Source organism: Pseudarthrobacter sp. WHRI 8279 (genome assembly GCF_040224115.2).
Taxonomy (GTDB): Bacteria; Actinomycetota; Actinomycetes; order Actinomycetales; family Micrococcaceae; genus Arthrobacter.
In genome coordinates this window covers 2,975,292-2,993,133 of record NZ_CP168162.1, presented here as the reverse complement: position 1 = coordinate 2,993,133, position 17,842 = coordinate 2,975,292, and the positions used below count along the sequence as shown (strand labels likewise).

Annotated in this window: 20 protein-coding genes; 3 read left to right on the top strand and 17 right to left on the bottom strand. The window is 66.1% G+C overall.

Features of this window, described 5'->3' with window-relative positions; translation table 11 throughout:
- Window positions 1-2 precede the first annotated feature (2 nt).
- Together ABRP28_RS13820 and arsB are read right to left on the bottom strand one after the other, a co-directional pair.
- Window positions 3-425, bottom strand: a complete 423-nt coding sequence (locus tag ABRP28_RS13820; protein WP_231455293.1) for an arsenate reductase ArsC — start codon at window positions 423-425, stop codon at window positions 3-5.
- A 26-nt stretch (window positions 426-451) separates the two neighbouring features.
- Window positions 452-1,546, bottom strand: a complete 1,095-nt coding sequence (arsB, locus tag ABRP28_RS13815; RefSeq protein WP_374152858.1) for an ACR3 family arsenite efflux transporter — start codon at window positions 1,544-1,546, stop codon at window positions 452-454.
- A 99-nt stretch (window positions 1,547-1,645) separates the two neighbouring features.
- On the opposite strand from arsB, the gene ABRP28_RS13810 reads away from it, so the two are divergent.
- Window positions 1,646-1,996, top strand: coding sequence for a metalloregulator ArsR/SmtB family transcription factor (locus ABRP28_RS13810; RefSeq protein ID WP_231455292.1), 351 nt, complete (start codon window positions 1,646-1,648; stop codon window positions 1,994-1,996).
- 30 nt (window positions 1,997-2,026) lie between these two features.
- Here the strand turns inward: ABRP28_RS13810 and ABRP28_RS13805 are convergent, their stop codons facing one another.
- The 8 genes from ABRP28_RS13805 to ABRP28_RS13770 form a co-directional block, all read right to left on the bottom strand.
- Complete coding sequence (locus tag ABRP28_RS13805) at window positions 2,027-3,307, bottom strand: MFS transporter (protein ID WP_350004057.1); 1,281 nt, start codon at window positions 3,305-3,307, stop codon at window positions 2,027-2,029.
- A gap of 106 nt (window positions 3,308-3,413) precedes the next feature.
- Window positions 3,414-4,826, bottom strand: coding sequence for an MBL fold metallo-hydrolase (locus ABRP28_RS13800; protein ID WP_350004056.1), 1,413 nt, complete (start codon window positions 4,824-4,826; stop codon window positions 3,414-3,416).
- A 91-nt stretch (window positions 4,827-4,917) separates the two neighbouring features.
- Entirely contained in the window at window positions 4,918-5,310 is a 393-nt protein-coding gene (locus tag ABRP28_RS13795; protein WP_350004055.1) for a rhodanese-like domain-containing protein, read from the bottom strand.
- A gap of 22 nt (window positions 5,311-5,332) precedes the next feature.
- Entirely contained in the window at window positions 5,333-5,695 is a 363-nt protein-coding gene (gene trxA, locus ABRP28_RS13790; RefSeq protein ID WP_350004054.1) for a thioredoxin, read from the bottom strand.
- A 56-nt stretch (window positions 5,696-5,751) separates the two neighbouring features.
- Complete coding sequence (locus ABRP28_RS13785; protein ID WP_350004053.1) at window positions 5,752-6,048, bottom strand: rhodanese-like domain-containing protein; 297 nt, start codon at window positions 6,046-6,048, stop codon at window positions 5,752-5,754.
- A 32-nt stretch (window positions 6,049-6,080) separates the two neighbouring features.
- Window positions 6,081-6,437 (bottom strand): rhodanese-like domain-containing protein, encoded by a 357-nt coding sequence (locus ABRP28_RS13780; RefSeq protein WP_350004052.1) that lies wholly within the window; start codon window positions 6,435-6,437, stop codon window positions 6,081-6,083.
- Between the two features lie 25 nt (window positions 6,438-6,462).
- A complete protein-coding gene (locus tag ABRP28_RS13775) occupies window positions 6,463-7,362 on the bottom strand; it encodes a sulfite exporter TauE/SafE family protein (protein ID WP_350004051.1) in 900 nt (299 codons plus the stop codon).
- On the bottom strand, window positions 7,362-7,982 hold the full coding sequence (locus ABRP28_RS13770) for a rhodanese-like domain-containing protein (protein WP_350004050.1): 621 nt from the start codon (window positions 7,980-7,982) through the stop codon (window positions 7,362-7,364). The genes ABRP28_RS13775 and ABRP28_RS13770 overlap by 1 nt, the downstream gene beginning before the upstream one ends.
- Before the next feature lie 121 nt (window positions 7,983-8,103).
- Here ABRP28_RS13770 and ABRP28_RS13765 point away from each other — a divergent pair, with 121 nt between their 5' ends.
- Window positions 8,104-8,361 (top strand): metal-sensitive transcriptional regulator, encoded by a 258-nt coding sequence (locus tag ABRP28_RS13765; RefSeq protein WP_013602647.1) that lies wholly within the window; start codon window positions 8,104-8,106, stop codon window positions 8,359-8,361.
- 73 nt (window positions 8,362-8,434) lie between these two features.
- Here ABRP28_RS13765 and ABRP28_RS13760 read toward each other — a convergent pair whose 3' ends face one another.
- The 6 genes from ABRP28_RS13760 to ABRP28_RS13735 form a co-directional block, all read right to left on the bottom strand.
- Complete coding sequence (locus tag ABRP28_RS13760; protein WP_350004049.1) at window positions 8,435-9,265, bottom strand: HpcH/HpaI aldolase/citrate lyase family protein; 831 nt, start codon at window positions 9,263-9,265, stop codon at window positions 8,435-8,437.
- Window positions 9,250-10,035: a 2-oxo-hept-4-ene-1,7-dioate hydratase gene (hpaH, locus tag ABRP28_RS13755; protein ID WP_350004048.1), complete on the bottom strand. Its 786-nt coding sequence runs from the start codon at window positions 10,033-10,035 to the stop codon at window positions 9,250-9,252. Before hpaH ends, ABRP28_RS13760 begins: the two co-directional genes overlap by 16 nt.
- A 2-nt stretch (window positions 10,036-10,037) precedes the next feature.
- Entirely contained in the window at window positions 10,038-11,123 is a 1,086-nt protein-coding gene (gene hpaD / locus ABRP28_RS13750; protein WP_350004047.1) for a 3,4-dihydroxyphenylacetate 2,3-dioxygenase, read from the bottom strand.
- Between the two features lie 68 nt (window positions 11,124-11,191).
- Complete coding sequence (hpaE, locus tag ABRP28_RS13745; protein ID WP_350004046.1) at window positions 11,192-12,733, bottom strand: 5-carboxymethyl-2-hydroxymuconate semialdehyde dehydrogenase; 1,542 nt, start codon at window positions 12,731-12,733, stop codon at window positions 11,192-11,194.
- A 22-nt stretch (window positions 12,734-12,755) separates the two neighbouring features.
- Window positions 12,756-13,418 carry a GntR family transcriptional regulator gene (locus tag ABRP28_RS13740; RefSeq protein ID WP_350004045.1) on the bottom strand — a complete coding sequence of 221 codons (663 nt, stop codon included), beginning with the start codon at window positions 13,416-13,418 and terminating at the stop codon, window positions 12,756-12,758.
- Window positions 13,411-14,877, bottom strand: a complete 1,467-nt coding sequence (locus ABRP28_RS13735; protein WP_350004044.1) for a fumarylacetoacetate hydrolase family protein — start codon at window positions 14,875-14,877, stop codon at window positions 13,411-13,413. The genes ABRP28_RS13740 and ABRP28_RS13735 overlap by 8 nt, the downstream gene beginning before the upstream one ends.
- A gap of 216 nt (window positions 14,878-15,093) precedes the next feature.
- Here ABRP28_RS13735 and ABRP28_RS13730 point away from each other — a divergent pair, with 216 nt between their 5' ends.
- Window positions 15,094-17,001 (top strand): FAD-binding monooxygenase, encoded by a 1,908-nt coding sequence (locus ABRP28_RS13730; RefSeq protein ID WP_350004043.1) that lies wholly within the window; start codon window positions 15,094-15,096, stop codon window positions 16,999-17,001.
- On the opposite strand, the gene ABRP28_RS13725 is transcribed toward ABRP28_RS13730, so the two are convergent.
- Complete coding sequence (locus ABRP28_RS13725) at window positions 16,983-17,840, bottom strand: prephenate dehydratase (RefSeq protein WP_350004042.1); 858 nt, start codon at window positions 17,838-17,840, stop codon at window positions 16,983-16,985. The two genes, ABRP28_RS13730 and ABRP28_RS13725, sit on opposite strands and share 19 nt — an antisense overlap.
- Window positions 17,841-17,842 lie beyond the last annotated feature (2 nt).

Sequence of the window (17,842 nt, the reverse complement as noted above, 5' to 3'; positions counted from 1 at the left end):
AGTTACTTGGCGGCGGGGGTCAGGGAAGCGATCAGGTCCTCGATCCGGCCCCTGATCTCGTCACGAATGGGGCGGACGGACTCCACGCCCTTGCCGGCCGGGTCCTCCAGGACCCAGTCCTCGTAGCGCTTGCCCGGGAAGTAGGGGCATTCGTCGCCGCAGCCCATGGTGATGACGACGTCGGATTCCTTCACGGCCTCCGTGGTCAGGACCTTGGGGACCTCCGCGGACATGTCAATGCCTACCTCGGCCATTGCCTCCACGGCGGAGGGGTTGATCTTGTCCGCGGGCTGGGAGCCTGCGGAGCGTACCTCGATCGCACCCTTGGAGAGGCTGGTGAGGAAGGCGGCAGCCATCTGGGAGCGGCCGGCGTTGTGGACGCAGACGAACAGGACGGAGGGCTTCTTGGCAGATTCGGTGGTCATGGTGTTCTCCCGGGGTATGGCGGTGGTCAGAGTGAAGCGGTGGCGGAGCTGAAGAAGCGCTTTCGCGCCCACAGTGCGGCGTATACAAGTGCAACAAGTGCCGGCACTTCAATCAAGGGGCCGACGACGCCGGCAAGGGCTTGGCCGGACGTCACACCGAAGGTGCCAATCGCCACGGCGATGGCCAGTTCGAAGTTGTTGCCCGCGGCCGTGAAGGCCAGCGTGGTGGTCTTGGCGTAGCCAAGGTCCAGCCACTTGCCGATCAGCATGCCGGCACCGAACACCACCACGAAGTAGACCAGCAGCGGAAGCGCGATCCGGGCTACGTCCAGCGGGCGGGCGGTGATGGTTCCGCCCTGCAGGGCGAAGAGGAGGGTGATGGTGAACAGCAGGCCGTAGAGCGCCCACGGGTCGAGCTTGGGAAGGAAGGTGCCTTCGTACCAGTCGCGGCCCTTGGCCTTTTCGCCGAGGGTGCGGGTGAGGAAGCCGGCGAGCAGCGGGATGCCCAGGAAGATCAGCACCGAAAGCGTGATGGCCCAGAAGGAGAAATCCGCGCTGGTGGTGGGCGGGCCAAGCCAAGACGGCAGGAGCTGCAGGTAGAACCAGCCCAGTGCACCGAAGGCCACCACCTGGAAAACGGAGTTGATGGCCACCAGGACTGCGGCGGATTCCCTGTCCCCGCAGGCGAGGTCGTTCCAGATCATCACCATGGCGATGCAGCGGGCCAGGCCCACGATGATCAGGCCGGTCCGGTATTCGGGAAGGTCCGCGAGGAAGACCCAGGCCAGGACGAACATGAAAGCGGGGGCCAGGAGCCAGTTGATCACCAGGGAGGAGACCATGAGTTTCTTGTCACCGATCACGCGGCGGGCCTGGTCGTAGCGGACCTTCGCCAGGACCGGGTACATCATGACCAGCAGGCCGACGGCAATGGGCAGCGACACTTCGCCTACCTTCACCGCTTCCAGGGCTGTGTTGAGGCCCGGGACCAGGTTGCCGAGCAGCAGGCCGAGGGCCATGGCGGCGATGATCCATACAGGGAGGAAACGGTCCAGGGTGGAAAGTTTGCCGACGACGGCCTCTTCCCCTTGGGTGGGCGGTATCTGGGTCCGGGTGCTCACGGGTCTCCTGCGCTGCTCGGTAATAGATTGATGAAAGTCGATATAGGAAGTATTGCCAGCTATATCGATGGATGTCAATCTATGTGCATAATGGGTGTCATGAACCTCCTGCAGACTGCTGCTCCCGCCGTCGACGCTTCTTGCTGCGTTCCCTCGGACAAGCCGGCGCTGGGCGTTGAAGAGGCTCAGCGGAAAGCGCTGGTCTTCAAGGCCCTGGCCGATCCCAACCGCCTGCGCCTGCTGTCCATCGTCAAGGCGGAGGAATCGGGGGAGTCCTGCGTCTGCGATCTGACGGAGCCTTTGGACCTGGGGCAGCCCACTGTTTCCCACCACCTGAAGATCCTGGTGGAAGCCGGGATCCTGCACCGGGAAAAACGCGGCACGTGGGCCTACTATTCACTGGTGCCCGGCGTCATGGACGATATCGCCGGGATCCTTTCGGCGCTGTGACGGCTCCCTGCCGGATGAGCTGCACTGGGCTCAGCCGCGCCGGTGATGGTCCGTCCGGCGCATCCGGACGGCCACCAGCACGCCGGATGCTGCGGTGATGGCGGCAACCACAAGCACCGCCGCCGGGATGCCGTAAGCATCGGCAAGGACCCCGGAAAGCAGGGCTCCCACAGCAAAGCCCCCGTCCCGCCACAGCCGGTAGATCCCCACGGAACGTGCCCGCCAGAGTGGATGGGCGACGTCGCCGATCGCTGCGAGGAGGGTGGGGTAGACCATCGCCGTGCCGGCGCCGAGCAGGACCAGCGCTGCGAGCCAGGTTCCAAAATCCTGCCCGACGGCGACGATGGCCAGCGCAGCGGCCTGGACCAGCATGCCTCCGGCGATGAGCGGTTTGCGGCCGATCCGGTCGGAGAGCGGGCCCGTAATCATTTGCCCCGCACCCCAGACGGCCGGGTAGACCGCGGCGAGGATTCCGATGCGTTCGATGCTCAATCCCGCAGCGGCGAACAGGACGGGAAAAAGCCCCCAGGCGAGGCCGTCGTTGAGGTTGTTCACCAGCCCGGCCTGGCTGACGGAGGAAAGCGACCTGTCGCGGAAGCTGGTGAGCGTAAAGACTTCGCGGCTGCTCAGGCCGGCCCGGGCTCCTGCGTGGACGGAGACGTGGCTGGCAGCCTCGGTTTTTGCGTGGTGGTGTGTCTCGCGCACTGCCAGCACGGACAGCCCCAGGCCTATGGCGATGAACGCTGCCCCGAGCAGGAAGGGCCAGGGCCGCAGCCCGTAGGTTGAGGCGATGTAGCCGGTGGCCAGCGCCGTGCCCGCAACGCCGAGGTAGCCGGCAGCTTCGTTGAGTCCCATTGCCAGGCCCCGGCGTTCGGGGCCCACGAGGTCCATCTTCATCATCACGGTGGTGGACCAGGTGAGGCCCTGGCTGATGCCCAGCACCACGTTGGCAGCCACGATCACCCCCCAGGAATCGCCGAAGATCAGCAGGAGCGGGACCGGGAGGGCAATGAGCCAGCCGGCAATGAGTACCGGTTTCCGGCCGTAGCGGTCCGAGAGTGTTCCGGCGAAGTAGTTGGTGGCAGCCTTGGCCAGCCCGAACGCCACGATGTACGTCAGGGCGGTGGTGTACTGGTCCAGGCCAAAGACATCTTCCGCAAGCAGCGGCAGCACGGTGCGCTCCTGGCCCAGTGTGCCGCCCACCAGGGCGTTGACCGCCACCAGCAGCATGAACTGTGCCAGGTTTTGCCGAAGCCCCAGCACGGTACCGCCTGATCCCCGCCCATGGCGTGGGATTGTCCTGCCCTGCATGCGGAGTTCTCCGTTCGAGGTGGGATATAAGGATGCCCGGACGCGCGGGGGCGCGCCCGGGCTGCCCGGGCAGGAGGGGGGTCCTGCCCGGGCGGTCTTAGGGGGTTTACTTTGCTGAGACGGCGTTCTGTCGGGTCTGCTGGAAGGCGTCCCAGGCGGCGTAGCTGCCGTCGAGTTCGACGACGTCGTACCCGGCCCGGCGCAGGGCGCTGGCTGCTACGGAGTTCCGGACGCCGGACTGGCAGTAGGTGATGATGGTGCCGTTGACGGGGAGTTCGTCCAGGTGCCACATGACGCGGCCGCCGCTGAGCTGGTGGGAGCCGGGGATGTGTCCGGCGGTGTGCTCGGTTTTGTTGCGGACGTCCAGGATCATGGCGGCGTCGAAGCCGTCGAGTTCCTCGGGCTGGATGAGTTTCGGGGTGGCGGTGGGGAGCCCTTCGATGCTGGTGAGGTAGCCGGCGACGTTGTCGATGCCGACGCGGACCAGGTGGTCCCACATGTCCATGGCGGCTTCCTGGTCCGGTGCTAGCAGCACCAAGGGGTTCTTGTCGGTCTCAGGGTTGACTACCCAGGCGCCGTAGCTGGCCACGGACTTGCCGGCCGGGACGTTCAGGGATCGGGCAACCGTGGCTTCGTGGACGTCGCTGTTGGGGCGGGTGTCGATGAAGGTCAGGGTGTCTGCTGCCAGGCCTGCTGCGACGGTGCCCGGGGCGAGCTCGGGCAGCGGGGTGCGCTCGCCCATGATGGCGGGGCCTTCACGGTTTTCGCGCTTCATCCGGCCGAAGTAGGCGTGGGCGTCGGGCTGGCCGTCGAGGAGTTCGTTGATGAAGCCCTGTTCGTCGTTGGCGGCGAGGTAGGGGCCCCACCAGGCGTAGAGCCGCTCGTAGCCCACGGTGGAGGAGGGGATGGCACCCAGGGCCTTGCCGCAGGCGCTGCCGGCGCCGTGGGCGGGGTGGACCTGCACGTAGTCCGGCAGGGTGAGGAACTTGTCCCGCAGGCTGGCGAAGAGCTGCTTGGCGCCTTCGAAGCGGGTGTCGATGCCGCCGGCGGCCTCGTCCAGCAGGTCCGGGCGGCCGAGGTCGCCGGAGAAGACGAAGTCGCCCGAGAGCAGGTAGCCGGGGTGGTCGCTGAACGCGCCGTCGGTGACCAGGAAGGACAGGTGCTCGGGGGTGTGGCCCGGGGTGTGGACGGCCTGGATGCTGATGTTGCCGATGGTGATCTTGTCACCGTCGTAAAGGCGTTCGCCGTCGAATTCGTACTGCCAGTCCGGTCCGCCCTCGCCGGAGACGTAGATCTTCGCGCCGGTGGCTGCAGCCAGTTCGCGCGTGCCGGAGAGGTAGTCGGCGTGGATGTGGGTTTCGGTGACGGCGATGATCTTCATGCCGTTCTTTTCAGCCAGTTCCTGGTAGACCGCGATGTCGCGGCGGCCGTCGACGACAACGGCGGTGCCGTTGGCCTGGCAGCCGATCAGGTAGCTGGCCTGGGCGAGGTCTTCATCGTAAATGCGCTCGATAAGCATCTGGTGATCTCCTTTGGTTGAAAGGGGTTTGGGGGTTTGTTCTGAATCCAGTATAGATACCCCGGGGGGTATCCTGCAAGTGGACTGCGGCCTAGGCCGTTTTTCTGTGGAACAGCTTGTGCAGGAGCCGGCGCAGGCCTGCCGGGGCGTGGCCAGGTTGTTGCTGTGACGGGTTTTCCGGGGTGGGTTGATAGGTGACGGGGTGGCCGTTGCGGTACCACTCGGTGATCCCGCCGGCCACGTTGACGGTCTGGTATCCGCGGTCGGTAAGGATCCGGGCGGCCTGGCTGCTGCGTTTTCCTGACCCGCACATGAGGTACAGCGTGCCGCCGGGCAGGTCGGCAAGCCGGGAGGGCAATTCGTCCAGGGGGATGTTCCGGCTGCCCGGGATGAAAGCGGTTGAATGCTCCTCCCGGCTCCTGACGTCCACTACCGTGGCGGCGGGCCAGATTTCGGCGAGGCCGTCCGCGGTGATGGTGCGCAATGGTTCCCGTGGTGCTCCCGCGTCAGGCGGGCTGGCCGGCTGCATCTGCCCGGAGCTTGTCCAAGTCCAGGTTCTTGACGGCCTGGATGACTTCTTCGAGGCCGGTGGCGTTGAGGGCTCCGGGCTGGGAGAAGACGAGGGTTTTGTCCTTGAAGGCCATGAGGGTGGGGATGGAGGTGATGTTCGCTGCTGCGGCGAGGGCCTGTTCTGCTTCGGTGTCCACCTTGGCGAAGGTGATGTCCGGGTGCCGTTCTGCGGCCTTCCCGTAGGTGGGGGCGAACATGCGGCAGGGGCCGCACCATGCTGCCCAGAAGTCAACGAGGACGATCTCGTTGCTCTCCAGGGTCTGGGCGAAGCTCTGTTCGGTGACGTCGATGGTTGCCATCGTCTTTCGTTCCTTTCGGGCGTTGTGTGGGGTGGAGGTTGGCGGAACTGCAGGGGTCAGGTGGTGGGGAGGCCCGCGCGGGTCCAGGCAATCATGCCGCCGGCCATGGTGTCGGCGGTGTAGCCGGCTCCGTTGAGGGCGTCGGCCACGCGGGCTGAACGGTTGCCGCTGCGGCAGACCGCAATGACGGGCACTGCGGGGTCCAGTTCGGACAGGCGTGCCTGCAGCTGGCCCATGGGGATATGCAGGGCGCCGGGGATGATGCCTTCGGCGACCTCGAAGTCCTCGCGGACATCGAGGATGCGGGCGCTGGTGCGCCGCTGGTCGGCTTCGGTGATGGTGATTTCAGCCATTGGATTCTCCTTCGAAAAATTGTGTGCTGGTGTTAGCGGACGGGCTCGCCGGCCGAGCGCCAGGCGCCCATGCCGCCGCGCAGGGAGTAGGCCTGGTACCCCTGGGAGGCAAGGAGCCGTGCCGCTGACGCGGAGCGAACCCCGGAGGCACAGACAGCGATCACGGGCTTGTTCTTGTTGATTCCCGTCGTGTTGGTTCCGGCGAAGCCGGATTGCAGCCGGTCCAGCGGGATGTGCTTCGCCTGGGGAGCTCGTCCGGAGCGCCATTCCTGGGCAGAGCGGACATCGATCAGCGCGGCGCCTGAGGACAGGAGATCCTTGGCCTCAGCTACTGAGACCGTTGTGTAGGGCTTGCTGAACGCTTTTTTCAGGGAGCTGATGAGGTCCATGGTGTTCTCCTTGGTGGTGATGGGTTCAGGCGGGTGAGGGGATTTTGCTGCGGCGGCCGGTGCGGTTGCGCAGGGGGCAGGAGCTGATGAAGAACCAGCAGATGCCGGCGGTGGCTGCGGTGAGGGCTGCGATTCCGGCGGCGATGAACCAGCGCAGGTCGGCCGGGGCCTGCTGGATGAGGACGAAGGTTCCCATGGCCAGGACGAACCAGCCGAAGGCCTTCCGCAGTGCCGCTTCGGGGATCCGGCCGGCCAGCTTCGAGCCAATGAGCGAGCCAACGATGGCGGCGGCGGTCACGCTGAGGGTGATGCCCCAGTCGAGCTGGACGGTGGTGAGGTATCCGGCGAGTCCGGCGAAGGACTTCATGGCGATGACCACCAGGGAGGTGCCCACGGCAACGGACATCGGCAGGCCGCCGAGCAGTGCCAGGGCCGGGACCACGAGGAATCCGCCGCCCGCGCCGACCAGGCCGGTGATGAGCCCGACGACAGCCCCGTCCAGCAGGACCCTGCCCAGGGGCAGTTCATGCTTGACCGGTGCGGCACCGTCGTCGTTCTTTTTCTTCCGGCCGCGGAGCATGGCCACCGAGGTGGCCACCATCATGATGGCGAAGGCGATGAGCAGGATCTGGCCGGGGATGTGCCCGCCCAGCAGGCCCCCGACGAACGCGCCGGCCATGCCGGCGGCGCCGAAGATCAGGCCGGTCCGCCACATCACCCTGCCGCCGCGGGCGTGACTGATCACGCTGACCGCGGAGGTGACGCCGACGACGAACAGGGAGGCAGCGATGGCTTCCTTGGCCTCAAACCCGGCCACATAGACCAGGATCGGGACCGTCAGGATAGATCCACCGCCCCCCAGGACGCCGAGCGAGAGTCCGATGACTACCGACAGGGCGAGAACCAGGACGAGGGTGAGGGTCATTAGGCTGCGGCTTCCGTGCTCTTGTTGCTGACTGCGGGCAGGGTAAGGATGGCGCTTTCGCGGGTGGGTTCCTTGGCGGCCTTGTTCCACGGCATCGCCGAGATGGCCTTGCCCATGGCGCAGGTGTTGGTGGCTGCGGAGAAGGTCAGGCCAGTACCGATGACCCCGGCGAGCGTCCGGATCTTCGGGGAGACGAACTTGCCGCCGGCCAGGCCCAGGACCACCAGGGAGCCGGCCACAAGGCGGACCTGGCGCTCTAGGTCCCAGCGGTCCTTGCCCTTGACCACGTCACCGCCGGCGGCGGCGAAGCCGGGTGCGCCGCCGGTCAGGACGTAGGCGGTGTCGATTCCGGCCTTGGCAAGGCGCTGGCGGGCCTGCTCGGCGCGCACGCCGGACTGGCAGACCAGGACCACACGGGAACCCAGCCGGGCAGCGAGCTCGTCAGTGTGCTCGGACAAAAGCGGCAGCGGCACGTTGTAGGAGCCGCGGATGTGCATGGACTCGAACTCAGCAGCCGAACGGACATCGAGCACCACGAGGTCCTGGTGCTCTTTGAACCAGGACTGGAGGGTTTCAGGGGCGAGTGCGGTAACGGTGGTTGCCGTGGAAGGGGAAGTCATTGCTGGCCTCTCGATAGGGGAAGGATGAATACCCCACCGAGTATCACAGATACCCCCGGGGGTAGTCAAAACACCCCGAGGGGTATATAGTTGAAGGCAAGAACCCACCTACGGAGACCTCATGGAACTCGACTCGACTGAACTGGCCCCAGTGGTCAACCGCCTCAAGCGCGCCCAGGGCCAGCTCGCCGCTGTCACGCGGATGCTGGAGGAGGGCAGGGACTGCAAGGACATCGTCACGCAGCTCGCTGCCGTATCCAAGGCGCTGGACAGGGCAGGCTTCGCGATCATCGCCAGCGGCCTGGAACAGTGCATTGTCCGCGAGGACAACACCATGGACAGGAAAGAGCTGGAGAAGCTCTTCCTCTCCCTCGCCTAGCCAGGCGGAACAACAGACCCCGCGCCGCGGGCAGGTCCCCCAAACTGCCCCGGCGCTGTCCTTTGTGTTTAAGTCAGTAGCTGGCGGGGGCGCCGCCGTCGGCCGGCTTGGTGTTCGCCGCCGGGACGTACCGAGCGGCGAGGGCTTCGGAACCCCTCGCCAGGAGCGCGACGTCGGCGCCCACCAGGATGAAGTTGGCCCCGGCGTCGAGATAGTGCCGGGCAGTATCCGGGTTGAAGGCGTTGACGCCGGCGGGCTTGCCGGCCGCTTTGGCGGCGGCCAGGCAGTGTTCGACGGCGGCGCGCACCTCGGGGTGTTCCTGCTGTCCCAGCAGGCCCATGGAAGCGGCGAGGTCCGACGGGCCGACAAAGATGGCGTCCACGCCGCCCACCTTCAGGATGTCCTCCACCGCGTCCACCGCCGCAGTCGATTCGATCTGCACCGTGACGCTGATGGTCTCACTGGCGCGAGCCAGGTAGTCCGGGACCCGGTTCCAACGCGCGGCCCGGGCCAGCGCAGAACCCACGCCCCGCACGCCGTGCGGCGGGTAGCGCGTTGCCGCCACCGCCGCCTCCGCCTCGGCAACCGAGTTCACCATGGGGACGAGCAGGTTCTGCACGCCAAGGTCCAGGTACTGCTTGATCACCACGGGGTCATTCACGGGCGGGCGGACCATCACCTGGACCGGGTAGCCGTGGATGGCCTGCAGCTGGGACAGGATGGATTCGAGCCCGTTGGGGCTGTGCTCGGCATCCACCAGCAGCCAGTCCAGCCCGGATCCGGCGCAGAGTTCGGCAATCAGCGGGCTGCCGGAGCAGACCCACATTCCTGCCAGCGGCCGGCCTGCTTCACCCTTTTGCGCAGCAAGTGCATCCCGGAAGGTGTCCCCTAGTCGAAACGGCATGTCACACTCCCCAGGGGCCCATAGTCGGCGTGCACGGTGTCGCCCTTGTACACCCAGAGCGGGCGGGTGAAGGATCCGGCCAGGATGATGTCGCCGGCCTGCAGTGAATCCCCGTGGGCGGCGATCTTGTTGGCCAACCAGTGCACGCCGTTGGCCGGGTGGTCCAGGACGCCGGCGGCGACGCCGGTTTCCTCCACTGTCTGGTTCTTGTAGAGGATCGCGGATACCCAGCGCAGGTCCACGGCGTCGGGCTTGACGGGGCGGCCGCCCACCACCATGGCGCCCATGGCGGCGTTGTCCGAGATGGTGTCCACGATGGTCCGGCCCTCCATCTCAATCCGCGAATCAAGGATCTCCAGGGCTGGAACCACGTAGTCGGTGGCATTCAGGACATCGAAGATCGTGACACCGGGGCCTTTCAGCCCGTCCTTCAACACGAACGCCAGCTCCACCTCCACCCGCGGATGGGTATATTTGTCCCACTCCACGGAACACCCGGTTTCCAGCACCATGTCATCAAAGATGGCGCCGTAATCCGGTTCGGTGATGCCGGTAGCGGCCTGCATGGCCTTGGACGTGAGGCCGATCTTGCGCCCCACCAGGGTCCGGCCGGCTTCCTCGTTCCGGCGCCGCCACAACTGCTGGACCGCGTAGGAGTCCTCCACGGTCATGTCCGGGTACCGGGCAGTCAGTCGCGGAACAGGCTTCCGGTTCCGGCCTGCCTCCACCAGCTCGTCCGCGATGGCCTCGATCGTCTTGTCATCCAGCATGGCTACAGCTGCGCCCCAAGCTTGAAACCGGTCCGGTCCTCTTCAGGAGCTCCATCCTTGCGGGTGTAGGAGAAGCCGTCGGCGCCCACCGTGACGGCCATCTCCGATTTTTCCTCGCGCTCGATGACGGGCTGCGGGTTGCCGTCCAGGTCCAGGACCAGGGAGGCCTCGGTGTACCAGGACGGGACCACCGGGTTGCCCCACCAGTCGCGGCGCTGGTTGTCGTGCACATCCCAGGTGATGGTGGGGTTGTCCGGATCGCCGGTGTAGTAGTCCTGGGTGTAGATCTCCACACGGTGGCCGTCAGGGTCCAGGATGTACAGGTAGAACGCGTTGGACACCCCGTGCCGGCCGGGCCCGCGCTCAATCCTGTCGCTGATGCGCAGGGCGCCCATCTTGTCGCAGATCTGGATGATGTTGTGCTTCTCATGCGTGGCAAACGCGATGTGGTGCATCCGGGGGCCGTTGCCGCCGGTCAGGGCGGTGTCGTGGACCGTCTGCTTGCGGTGCATCCACGCGGCGTACGTGACGCCGTCGGAATCCTGGATGTCCTCGGAGACGCGGAAGCCCAGGTCCTCCAGGTACTTGCGGCCGCGGGGGACGTCCGGGGTGACCTGGTTAAAGTGGTCCAGGCGGACCAGTTCGCCGGCGGAGTAGAGATCGTAGCGCTGGGTGAGGCGCTCCACGTGCTCCACCTCGTAGAAGAACTCATATGGGAAGCCCAGCGGATCCTCGACGCGGACGGAGTCGCCCACCCCCTTGGTGAAGCCTTCCTTGCGGCGCTCGGTGCGGCAGCCCAGTTCCTTGTAATACGCCTCGGCGGCGTCCACCTCGGTGGGGGACTTCACCCGGTAGGCGAATGCTGCCACGGCGGCGACTGGTCCCTTGCGCAGCACCAGGTTGTGGTGGATGAACTCCTCGAGGGTCCGTAGGTAGATCGCGTTGTCGTCCTCCTCGGTGACGTGCAGGCCGAGCATGTCCACGTAGAAGGCGCGGGACTTGGCGAGGTCGGTGACCACGATTTCCATGTAGGCGCAGCGGACGATGTCCGGCGCCGGGACGGATGGGGTGGGAACGAAGTTGGTCATGATGGTCTCTCTTCTTTGAAAGGTTTTTGGAAAGAACGACGCCGGCGGGCTGGCGTGGGTGCGGGCGCTCAGCCTTCGTTGGCGGCGGAGTCCCCAATGCTGCCGAACTTGGGGGTGTGGACGGTGCCAAGGGTGATGTGCACGGCCTGCTGGTCGGTGTAGAAGTCGATGGAGCGGTAGCCGCCCTCGTGGCCCAGGCCTGAGGCCTTGACGCCGCCGAACGGGGTGCGCAGGTCACGGACGTTGTGGCTGTTCAGCCACACCATGCCGGCTTCGACGTTCTGGGAGAAGTTGTGCGCCCGGGTCAGGTTCTGCGTCCAGATGTAGGCCGCCAGCCCGTACTTGGTGTTGTTGGCCAGGGCGAGGGCTTCGTCGTCGGTGTCGAACGGGGTGATGGCCACGACGGGTCCGAAGATTTCCTCCTGGAAGATCCGCGCATCGGGTGCGACGTCGGCAAACACGGTGGGTGCGATGTAGTTGCCTTCGGGCAGGTGGTCGGGGCGGCCGCCGCCCGCCAGGAGACGGCCTTCGGACTTGCCGATCTCCACGTACGAGGCCACCTTTTCGTAGTGCTCCGGGTGGACCAGGGCACCCACCTCGGTTTTGGGGTCGTGCGGATCGCCCACCACGATGTTCTTGGCACGGGCGGCGTACTTTTCGCAGAATTCGTCGTAGATCGCGCGCTCCACCAGGATGCGGGAGCCGGCGGTGCAGCGCTCGCCGTTGAGGGAGAAGACGCCGAACAACGCGGAATCAATGGCAGCGTCCAGGTCGGCGTCGGCAAACACCACGCAGGGGGACTTGCCGCCGAGCTCCATGGACAGGCCCTTGAGGTTGGCGGCGGCGTTCCGGAAGATGGTCTGGCCGGTGGTGGTCTCGCCGGTGAAGGAGATCAGCGGGACGTCCGGGTGTTTCACCAGCGCGTCGCCGGCTTCCTCGCCCAGGCCGTTGACCAGGTTGAACACGCCGTCCGGCAGTCCGGCGTCCTTGAAGATCGTGGCCCACAGGGACGCGGACAGCGGAGTCAACTCGGCGGGTTTGAGGACCACGGTGTTGCCGGTGGCCAGGGCCGGTGCCAGCTTCCAGGATTCGAGCATGAACGGCGTGTTCCACGGGGTGATCAGCCCGGCGACGCCGATCGGCTTGCGGTTCACGTAATTGATCTGCGAGCCGGGGACCTTCATGGCGTCGTCGAACTGGGCAACTATCAGGTCCGCGAAGAAGCGGAAGTTCTCCGCGGCCCGGAGGGCCTGGCCCTTGGCCTGGGTGATGGGCAAGCCAGTGTCAAAGGTTTCGAGCTCCGCAAGCCGGGCTTCCTGGGCCTCGACGGCGTCGGCGATCCTGTTCAGCACGCGGGCGCGTTCGCGGGGCTTCATCCGGGGCCACGGGCCGTTGACGAAGGCCTCGCGGGCGGCGGCGACGGCGAGGTCGATGTCCTCCTTCTGGCCGGCTGCCGCGGTGGCGTAGTTCCTGTTGGACACCGGGTCCAGGACGTCGAAGGTCGCCCCGCCCACGGAGTCAACGAACTTGCCGTTGATGTAGTGCTGGATGGAGGTGGGCAGGTCCTGCGGCACGTAATGGGTACTGGGCGTTTCTACGGGAGAGGTCATCATTGAGTCCTGACTTGTAGGTTTACTGCTTGCTTTGTGCCAGGTAGGCATCCAGGGTGGCGGAGCGGTGGCGCCGCGCGGCTTTCTCGATCTCGTCGGCGGTGGCTCCGGACTCGATGAGCTGGAGCAGCGCCTCGTGCTCATTCACAGATTCATGGGCGCGGCCGGGGACAAAACGGAACGTGGAGGACCGCAGTGCTGCCAGCCGGTTCCAGCCCCGGTGGACCAGATCCAGGATGTGCGGGTTGGGGCAGTGCTCGAACAGAATGCCGTGGAAGTCCTGGTTCAGCTGGGTAAACCGGACGGGATCAAAGTGCTGGAGGCATTCCCGCATCTCCTCATTCACGGCCCGGGCGCGGGCAATCGCCACCGCATCGATCAGCGGCGCGGACAAGGCCGTGGCGGCACCCTCCACAATGCTCAGGGTCTGCATCGTGTAGAGGTATTCGGTGGGATCGATCCCGGCCACCGTGGCGCCGACGTTCCGTTCGAACGTCACCAGACCCTCCGCTTCAAGCCGCCGGATGGCTTCCCGGACCGGAACCACGCTGACCCCGAGGTCCCTGGCGATGCTCCCCAGGACCAGCCTGTAGCCGGGGGAGTAGGTGCCCTCCACGATCCTGGCCTTCACCACTTCGTAAGCCTGCTGGGACTTGCTGCCCGCGGCCAACACTGTTTCAGTCATTGGCCTTGCCTGCCTTCCACTCCTCATACCGTGCCTGCCAGGCGGCATTCATCGGGTAGAGGCCGTCCACGCTGTTGCCCTGCTTGACCATCTCGAAGATGAAGGTCTCCTCCCTCTCCTGGGCGATGCAGTCCTCCACGAGTTCCTCCGCGATGGCCGGCGGGATCACCAGGATGCCGTCGGAGTCGGCCACGATGATGTCCCCGGGCTGGACGGTGGCACCGCCGCAGGCGATGGTGATGTCCGTGTCCCACGGGATATGGCGGCGGCCCAGCACGGCGGGGTGCGGGTTGGCGAAGTAGGTGGGCATCTCCAGCCCGGCCACGGCGGCATAGTCGCGGACGCCGCCGTCCGTGATGATCGCTGCGGCGCCGCGGACCTGGGCACGCAGGGCCAGGATGTCGCCCACGGTTCCGGTGCCCTTTTCGCCGCGCGCCTCCATCACCAGGATCTCGCCCTCGTTCACGGAGTCGATGGCCCGTTTCTGGGCATTGAAGCCGCCGCCGTGGGTCTTGAAGAGGTCCTCCCGGTTGGGCACGTACCGCAGGGTCCGGGCCAGGCCCACCACGCGGCGGTCAGGCCGGGTGGCCTGCAGGCCGTCAATGCTCACGTTGTTGAGGCCGCGCTTGCGCAGCTGCGAGGACAGGGTGGCCGTGGCCACGGACTCCAGCTTGGCTTTCAGCTCAGGGGTAAGGACGCTGGCAGGGGCAGCCAGCCCCGCAGCCTCGCGCGAACCCCACGCCTCCTCCCTTTGCAGGTCATCAACTTTGGGTCCGGCACCAAAGTCCGCGAACGGCGTCGTGCCTTCCTCCACCCGGGTGACCAGCCGGCCGGTGGTGAGGCTGCCGTCAGCGGTGCCCACCTCCACCTCCAGCACATCGCCGGGCCTGGCCACGGACGCGCCCGCCGGAGTGCCGGTGAGGATGATGTCCCCTTCTTCGAGCGTGAGCAGCTGCGAAAGGTCCGCCACCAGCCGGCCGAACGGGAAGAGCAGGTCCTCCGTGGTGTCATCCTGGACCAGCTGGCCGTTGTGCCAGGTGCGGATGCGCAGGCGGGAGGGGTCGACGGCGTCTGCCGGGATCAGTGCCGGGCCCACCGGCGTGAAGCCGTCACCGCCCTTGGAACGCAGGTTGGAACCCTTGTCCGCGTAGCGAAGGTCGTAGACGCCGAGGTCGTTGCTGGCGGTCACGGCGGCAACGTGGGTCCAGGCGTCCTCCAGGCTGACACGCCGGGCGGCCTTGCCGATGACCAGGGCAATCTCGCCCTCGTAGCCGAGCAGTTCACAGCCCGCCGGCCGTTCAACAGCGCTGCCGCTGAGGGCGAGCGACGACGACGGCTTCAGGAAGTAGGACGGCTGCGCCGGAGTGCGCCCCCGCTGGGCTGCCCGGCTGGGGTAGTTGATGTGCACCGCGATCACCTTGCGGGCCCCTGCCAGGGTGTCTCCGTTGACGTGCTCCAATGCATCTCCTTGCGAGGTACGAAATCGTATACGATCACTATCGCGCTCGCCGGGCCGTCCGTCAACCCCGAATTTTGGCGCATCCGGGCACCCTTGTCGTCCGCGTCACAGGTGGCGTACTGTGGTGCTCAGTCGCACAGCTTTCTTATATGGAAACTGAAATTCTATTATCGAACACCAATTCGCCTGAACCCACACAACGAAGTGAGGAAACCCGTGCAGTTCCACCACCACGGCTATGTATCCGGAGACCCGCGCGTCAGGCCGGCAGCCGGCGTCGGCATCAACCGACCAGCTGAGCTCCCGGACGAGGTTGACGTGCTCATTGTGGGCACCGGGCCCGCCGGCATGCTCGCCGCCGCGCAGCTCTCACAGTTCCCCAACGTGACCACCCGCATTATCGAGCGCCGGGCGGGACGGCTTCCCATCGGCCAGGCCGACGGGATCCAGGCCCGCAGCGTTGAGACCTTCCAGGCGTTCGGGTTCGCCGAGCGCATCATTGCCGAGGCCTACCGGATCACCGAGATGGCCTTCTGGAAGCCGGACCCCGCGGACCACTCCCGCATCGTCCGGGCCGCCCGCGCCGTGGACGACGAAATGGGAATCAGCGAATTCCCGCACCTGATAGTCAACCAGGCCCGGGTCCTTGACTACTTCGCGGAGTTCATGGCCAACTCGCCCACCCGCATGGTGCCGGACTACGGCTACGAGTTCCGCGGCCTTGAGGTCACCGGACAGGGGGAGTATCCCGTCACCGTGACCCTGGCGCACGCCGACGGTGCCAGCGAAGGCCAGGAACGGGTTGTCCACGCCAAGTACGTCATCGGTGCGGACGGCGCGCGGAGCAAGGTCCGGGACGCGATCGGCTGCCACCTTGCAGGCGATGCCGCCAACCATGCCTGGGGCGTCATGGACGTCCTGGCTGTTACGGACTTCCCGGACATCCGCACCAAGTGCGCCATCCAGGGCGAAAAGGGCAGCATCCTGCTGATCCCCCGTGAGGGCGGCTTCCTTTTCCGCATGTATGTGGACCTTGGCGTGGTGGATCCGGACAACAAGGGCGCCGTGCGCGCCACCACCATTGAGCAGATCATCCACCAGGCCAACGAGATCCTCCACCCCTACACCCTTGATGTCCGGAATGTGGCGTGGCACAGCGTGTACGAGGTGGGCCACCGCCTGACGGACAGGTTCGACGACGTCCTTCCGGACCAGCGCGGCAAGCAGACGCCGCGGGTGTTCATCACGGGCGACGCCTGCCACACGCACAGTGCGAAGGCTGGGCAGGGCATGAACGTCTCGATGCAGGACGGTTTCAACCTGGCCTGGAAGCTGGGGCACGTGCTGGAAGGCCGCAGCCCGGAAAGCCTGCTGTCCACCTACTCGGAGGAGCGCCAGGTGGTGGCGAAAAACCTCATCGACTTCGACAAAGAGTGGTCCACCATGATGGCCAAGAAGCCCGAGGAGTTCGCCAACCCTTCGGATCTGGAGGACTTCTACGTCAGTACCGCCGAGTTTCCGGCCGGCTTCATGACCCAGTACACGCCCTCGCTGATCGTTGGCAGCTCCGACCACCAGGACCTGGCCACAGGTTTTCCGGTGGGCAAGCGCTTCAAGTCCGCCCCCGTGGTGCGGGTGGGCGACACCAACCCCATCCACTTGGGCCACCACGCCACGGCGGACGGCCGGTGGCGGATCTACGTCTTCGCCGATCCCGCCCTTCCGGGCACAGGGTCCGCCACGGACAAGCTGGCCGCATGGCTCGCGTCCTCACCCCAATCGCCGCTGGCCGCAACGCCGTCGGATGCTGATCCTGACGCCTGGTTCGATGTGAAGGTGGTTTACCAGCAGCCGCACACAGAGCTGGACATCAATGCGGTGCCGGCGGTCTTCAAGCCGCAGGTGGGCCCGTTCAAGCTGACGGACTACGAGAAGGTTTACGGCACCGACCCCAAAGCTGACATCTTCGAGCTGCGGGGCCTGGACCGCGGGGGTGTTGTGGTGGTGGTGCGGCCGGACCAGTACGTGGCCAACATCCTGCCGCTGACGGCCACCACTGAGCTGGCGGAGTTCTTCGGGCCGCTCCTGAAGCGGCAGCGGGCAGGTCAGCCGCTGACCGTCTGACCCGTCCGGTACTCCGCGGCCGCATAGACGCCGAGGATCCGCACCTCCGTGGTGAAGAAGTCCAGTTCCTCCAGGGCAAGCTTGAGCGGCATGTCCTCGGGGTGGCCTTCGACGTCGGCCATGAACATGGTGGCAGCGAACTCGTTCCCCACCATGTAGCTCTCAAGCCTAGTCATGTTCACGCCGTTGGTGGCGAAGCCGCCCAGTGCCTTGTATAGGGCGGAGGGGACGTTGCGGACGCGGAACACGAAGCTGGTGACTGCCGGTCCGGAGAGTTCATCCCGGGCCGGCAGCTCCTTTTCGCGGGCCAGGACCACGAAGCGGGTGGTGTTGGAGGGATCGTCCTCGACCCGTGAGGCCAGGACTTCCAAGCCGTAGATCTGCGCGGCGAGCGGCGGCGCCAGGGACAGCTTGCGCGGATCGTTCCACTCGGCCACTTCCCGGGCGGAACCTGCGGTGTCGCCGGCGATAACGGGTTTGAGGCCGTGCTCGCGGATGAGCTTCCGGCACTGGCCCAGGGCGTGGATGTGGCTGTGGACCTCGGTGGCGTCCTCGATGGTGCTGCCAGGGATGCCCAGCAGGTCGAAGTGGATGGGCAGGAAGAACTCCCCCACGATCTGCAGGTTGGACTGGGGCAGCAGGATATGGATGTCCGCCACCCGCCCCGCAATGGAGTTCTCGATGGGGATCATGGCCAGCTCCGCCTCGCCGCTGGCTACGAGTTCAAACGCGTCCTCGAAGCTCGCGCAGGGCACGCTTTCCATGTCCGGGAACATCTGCTTGCACGCGATATTGGAGTTGGCGCCGGGCTCACCCTGGTACGCAATCTTCTGGGCCATGA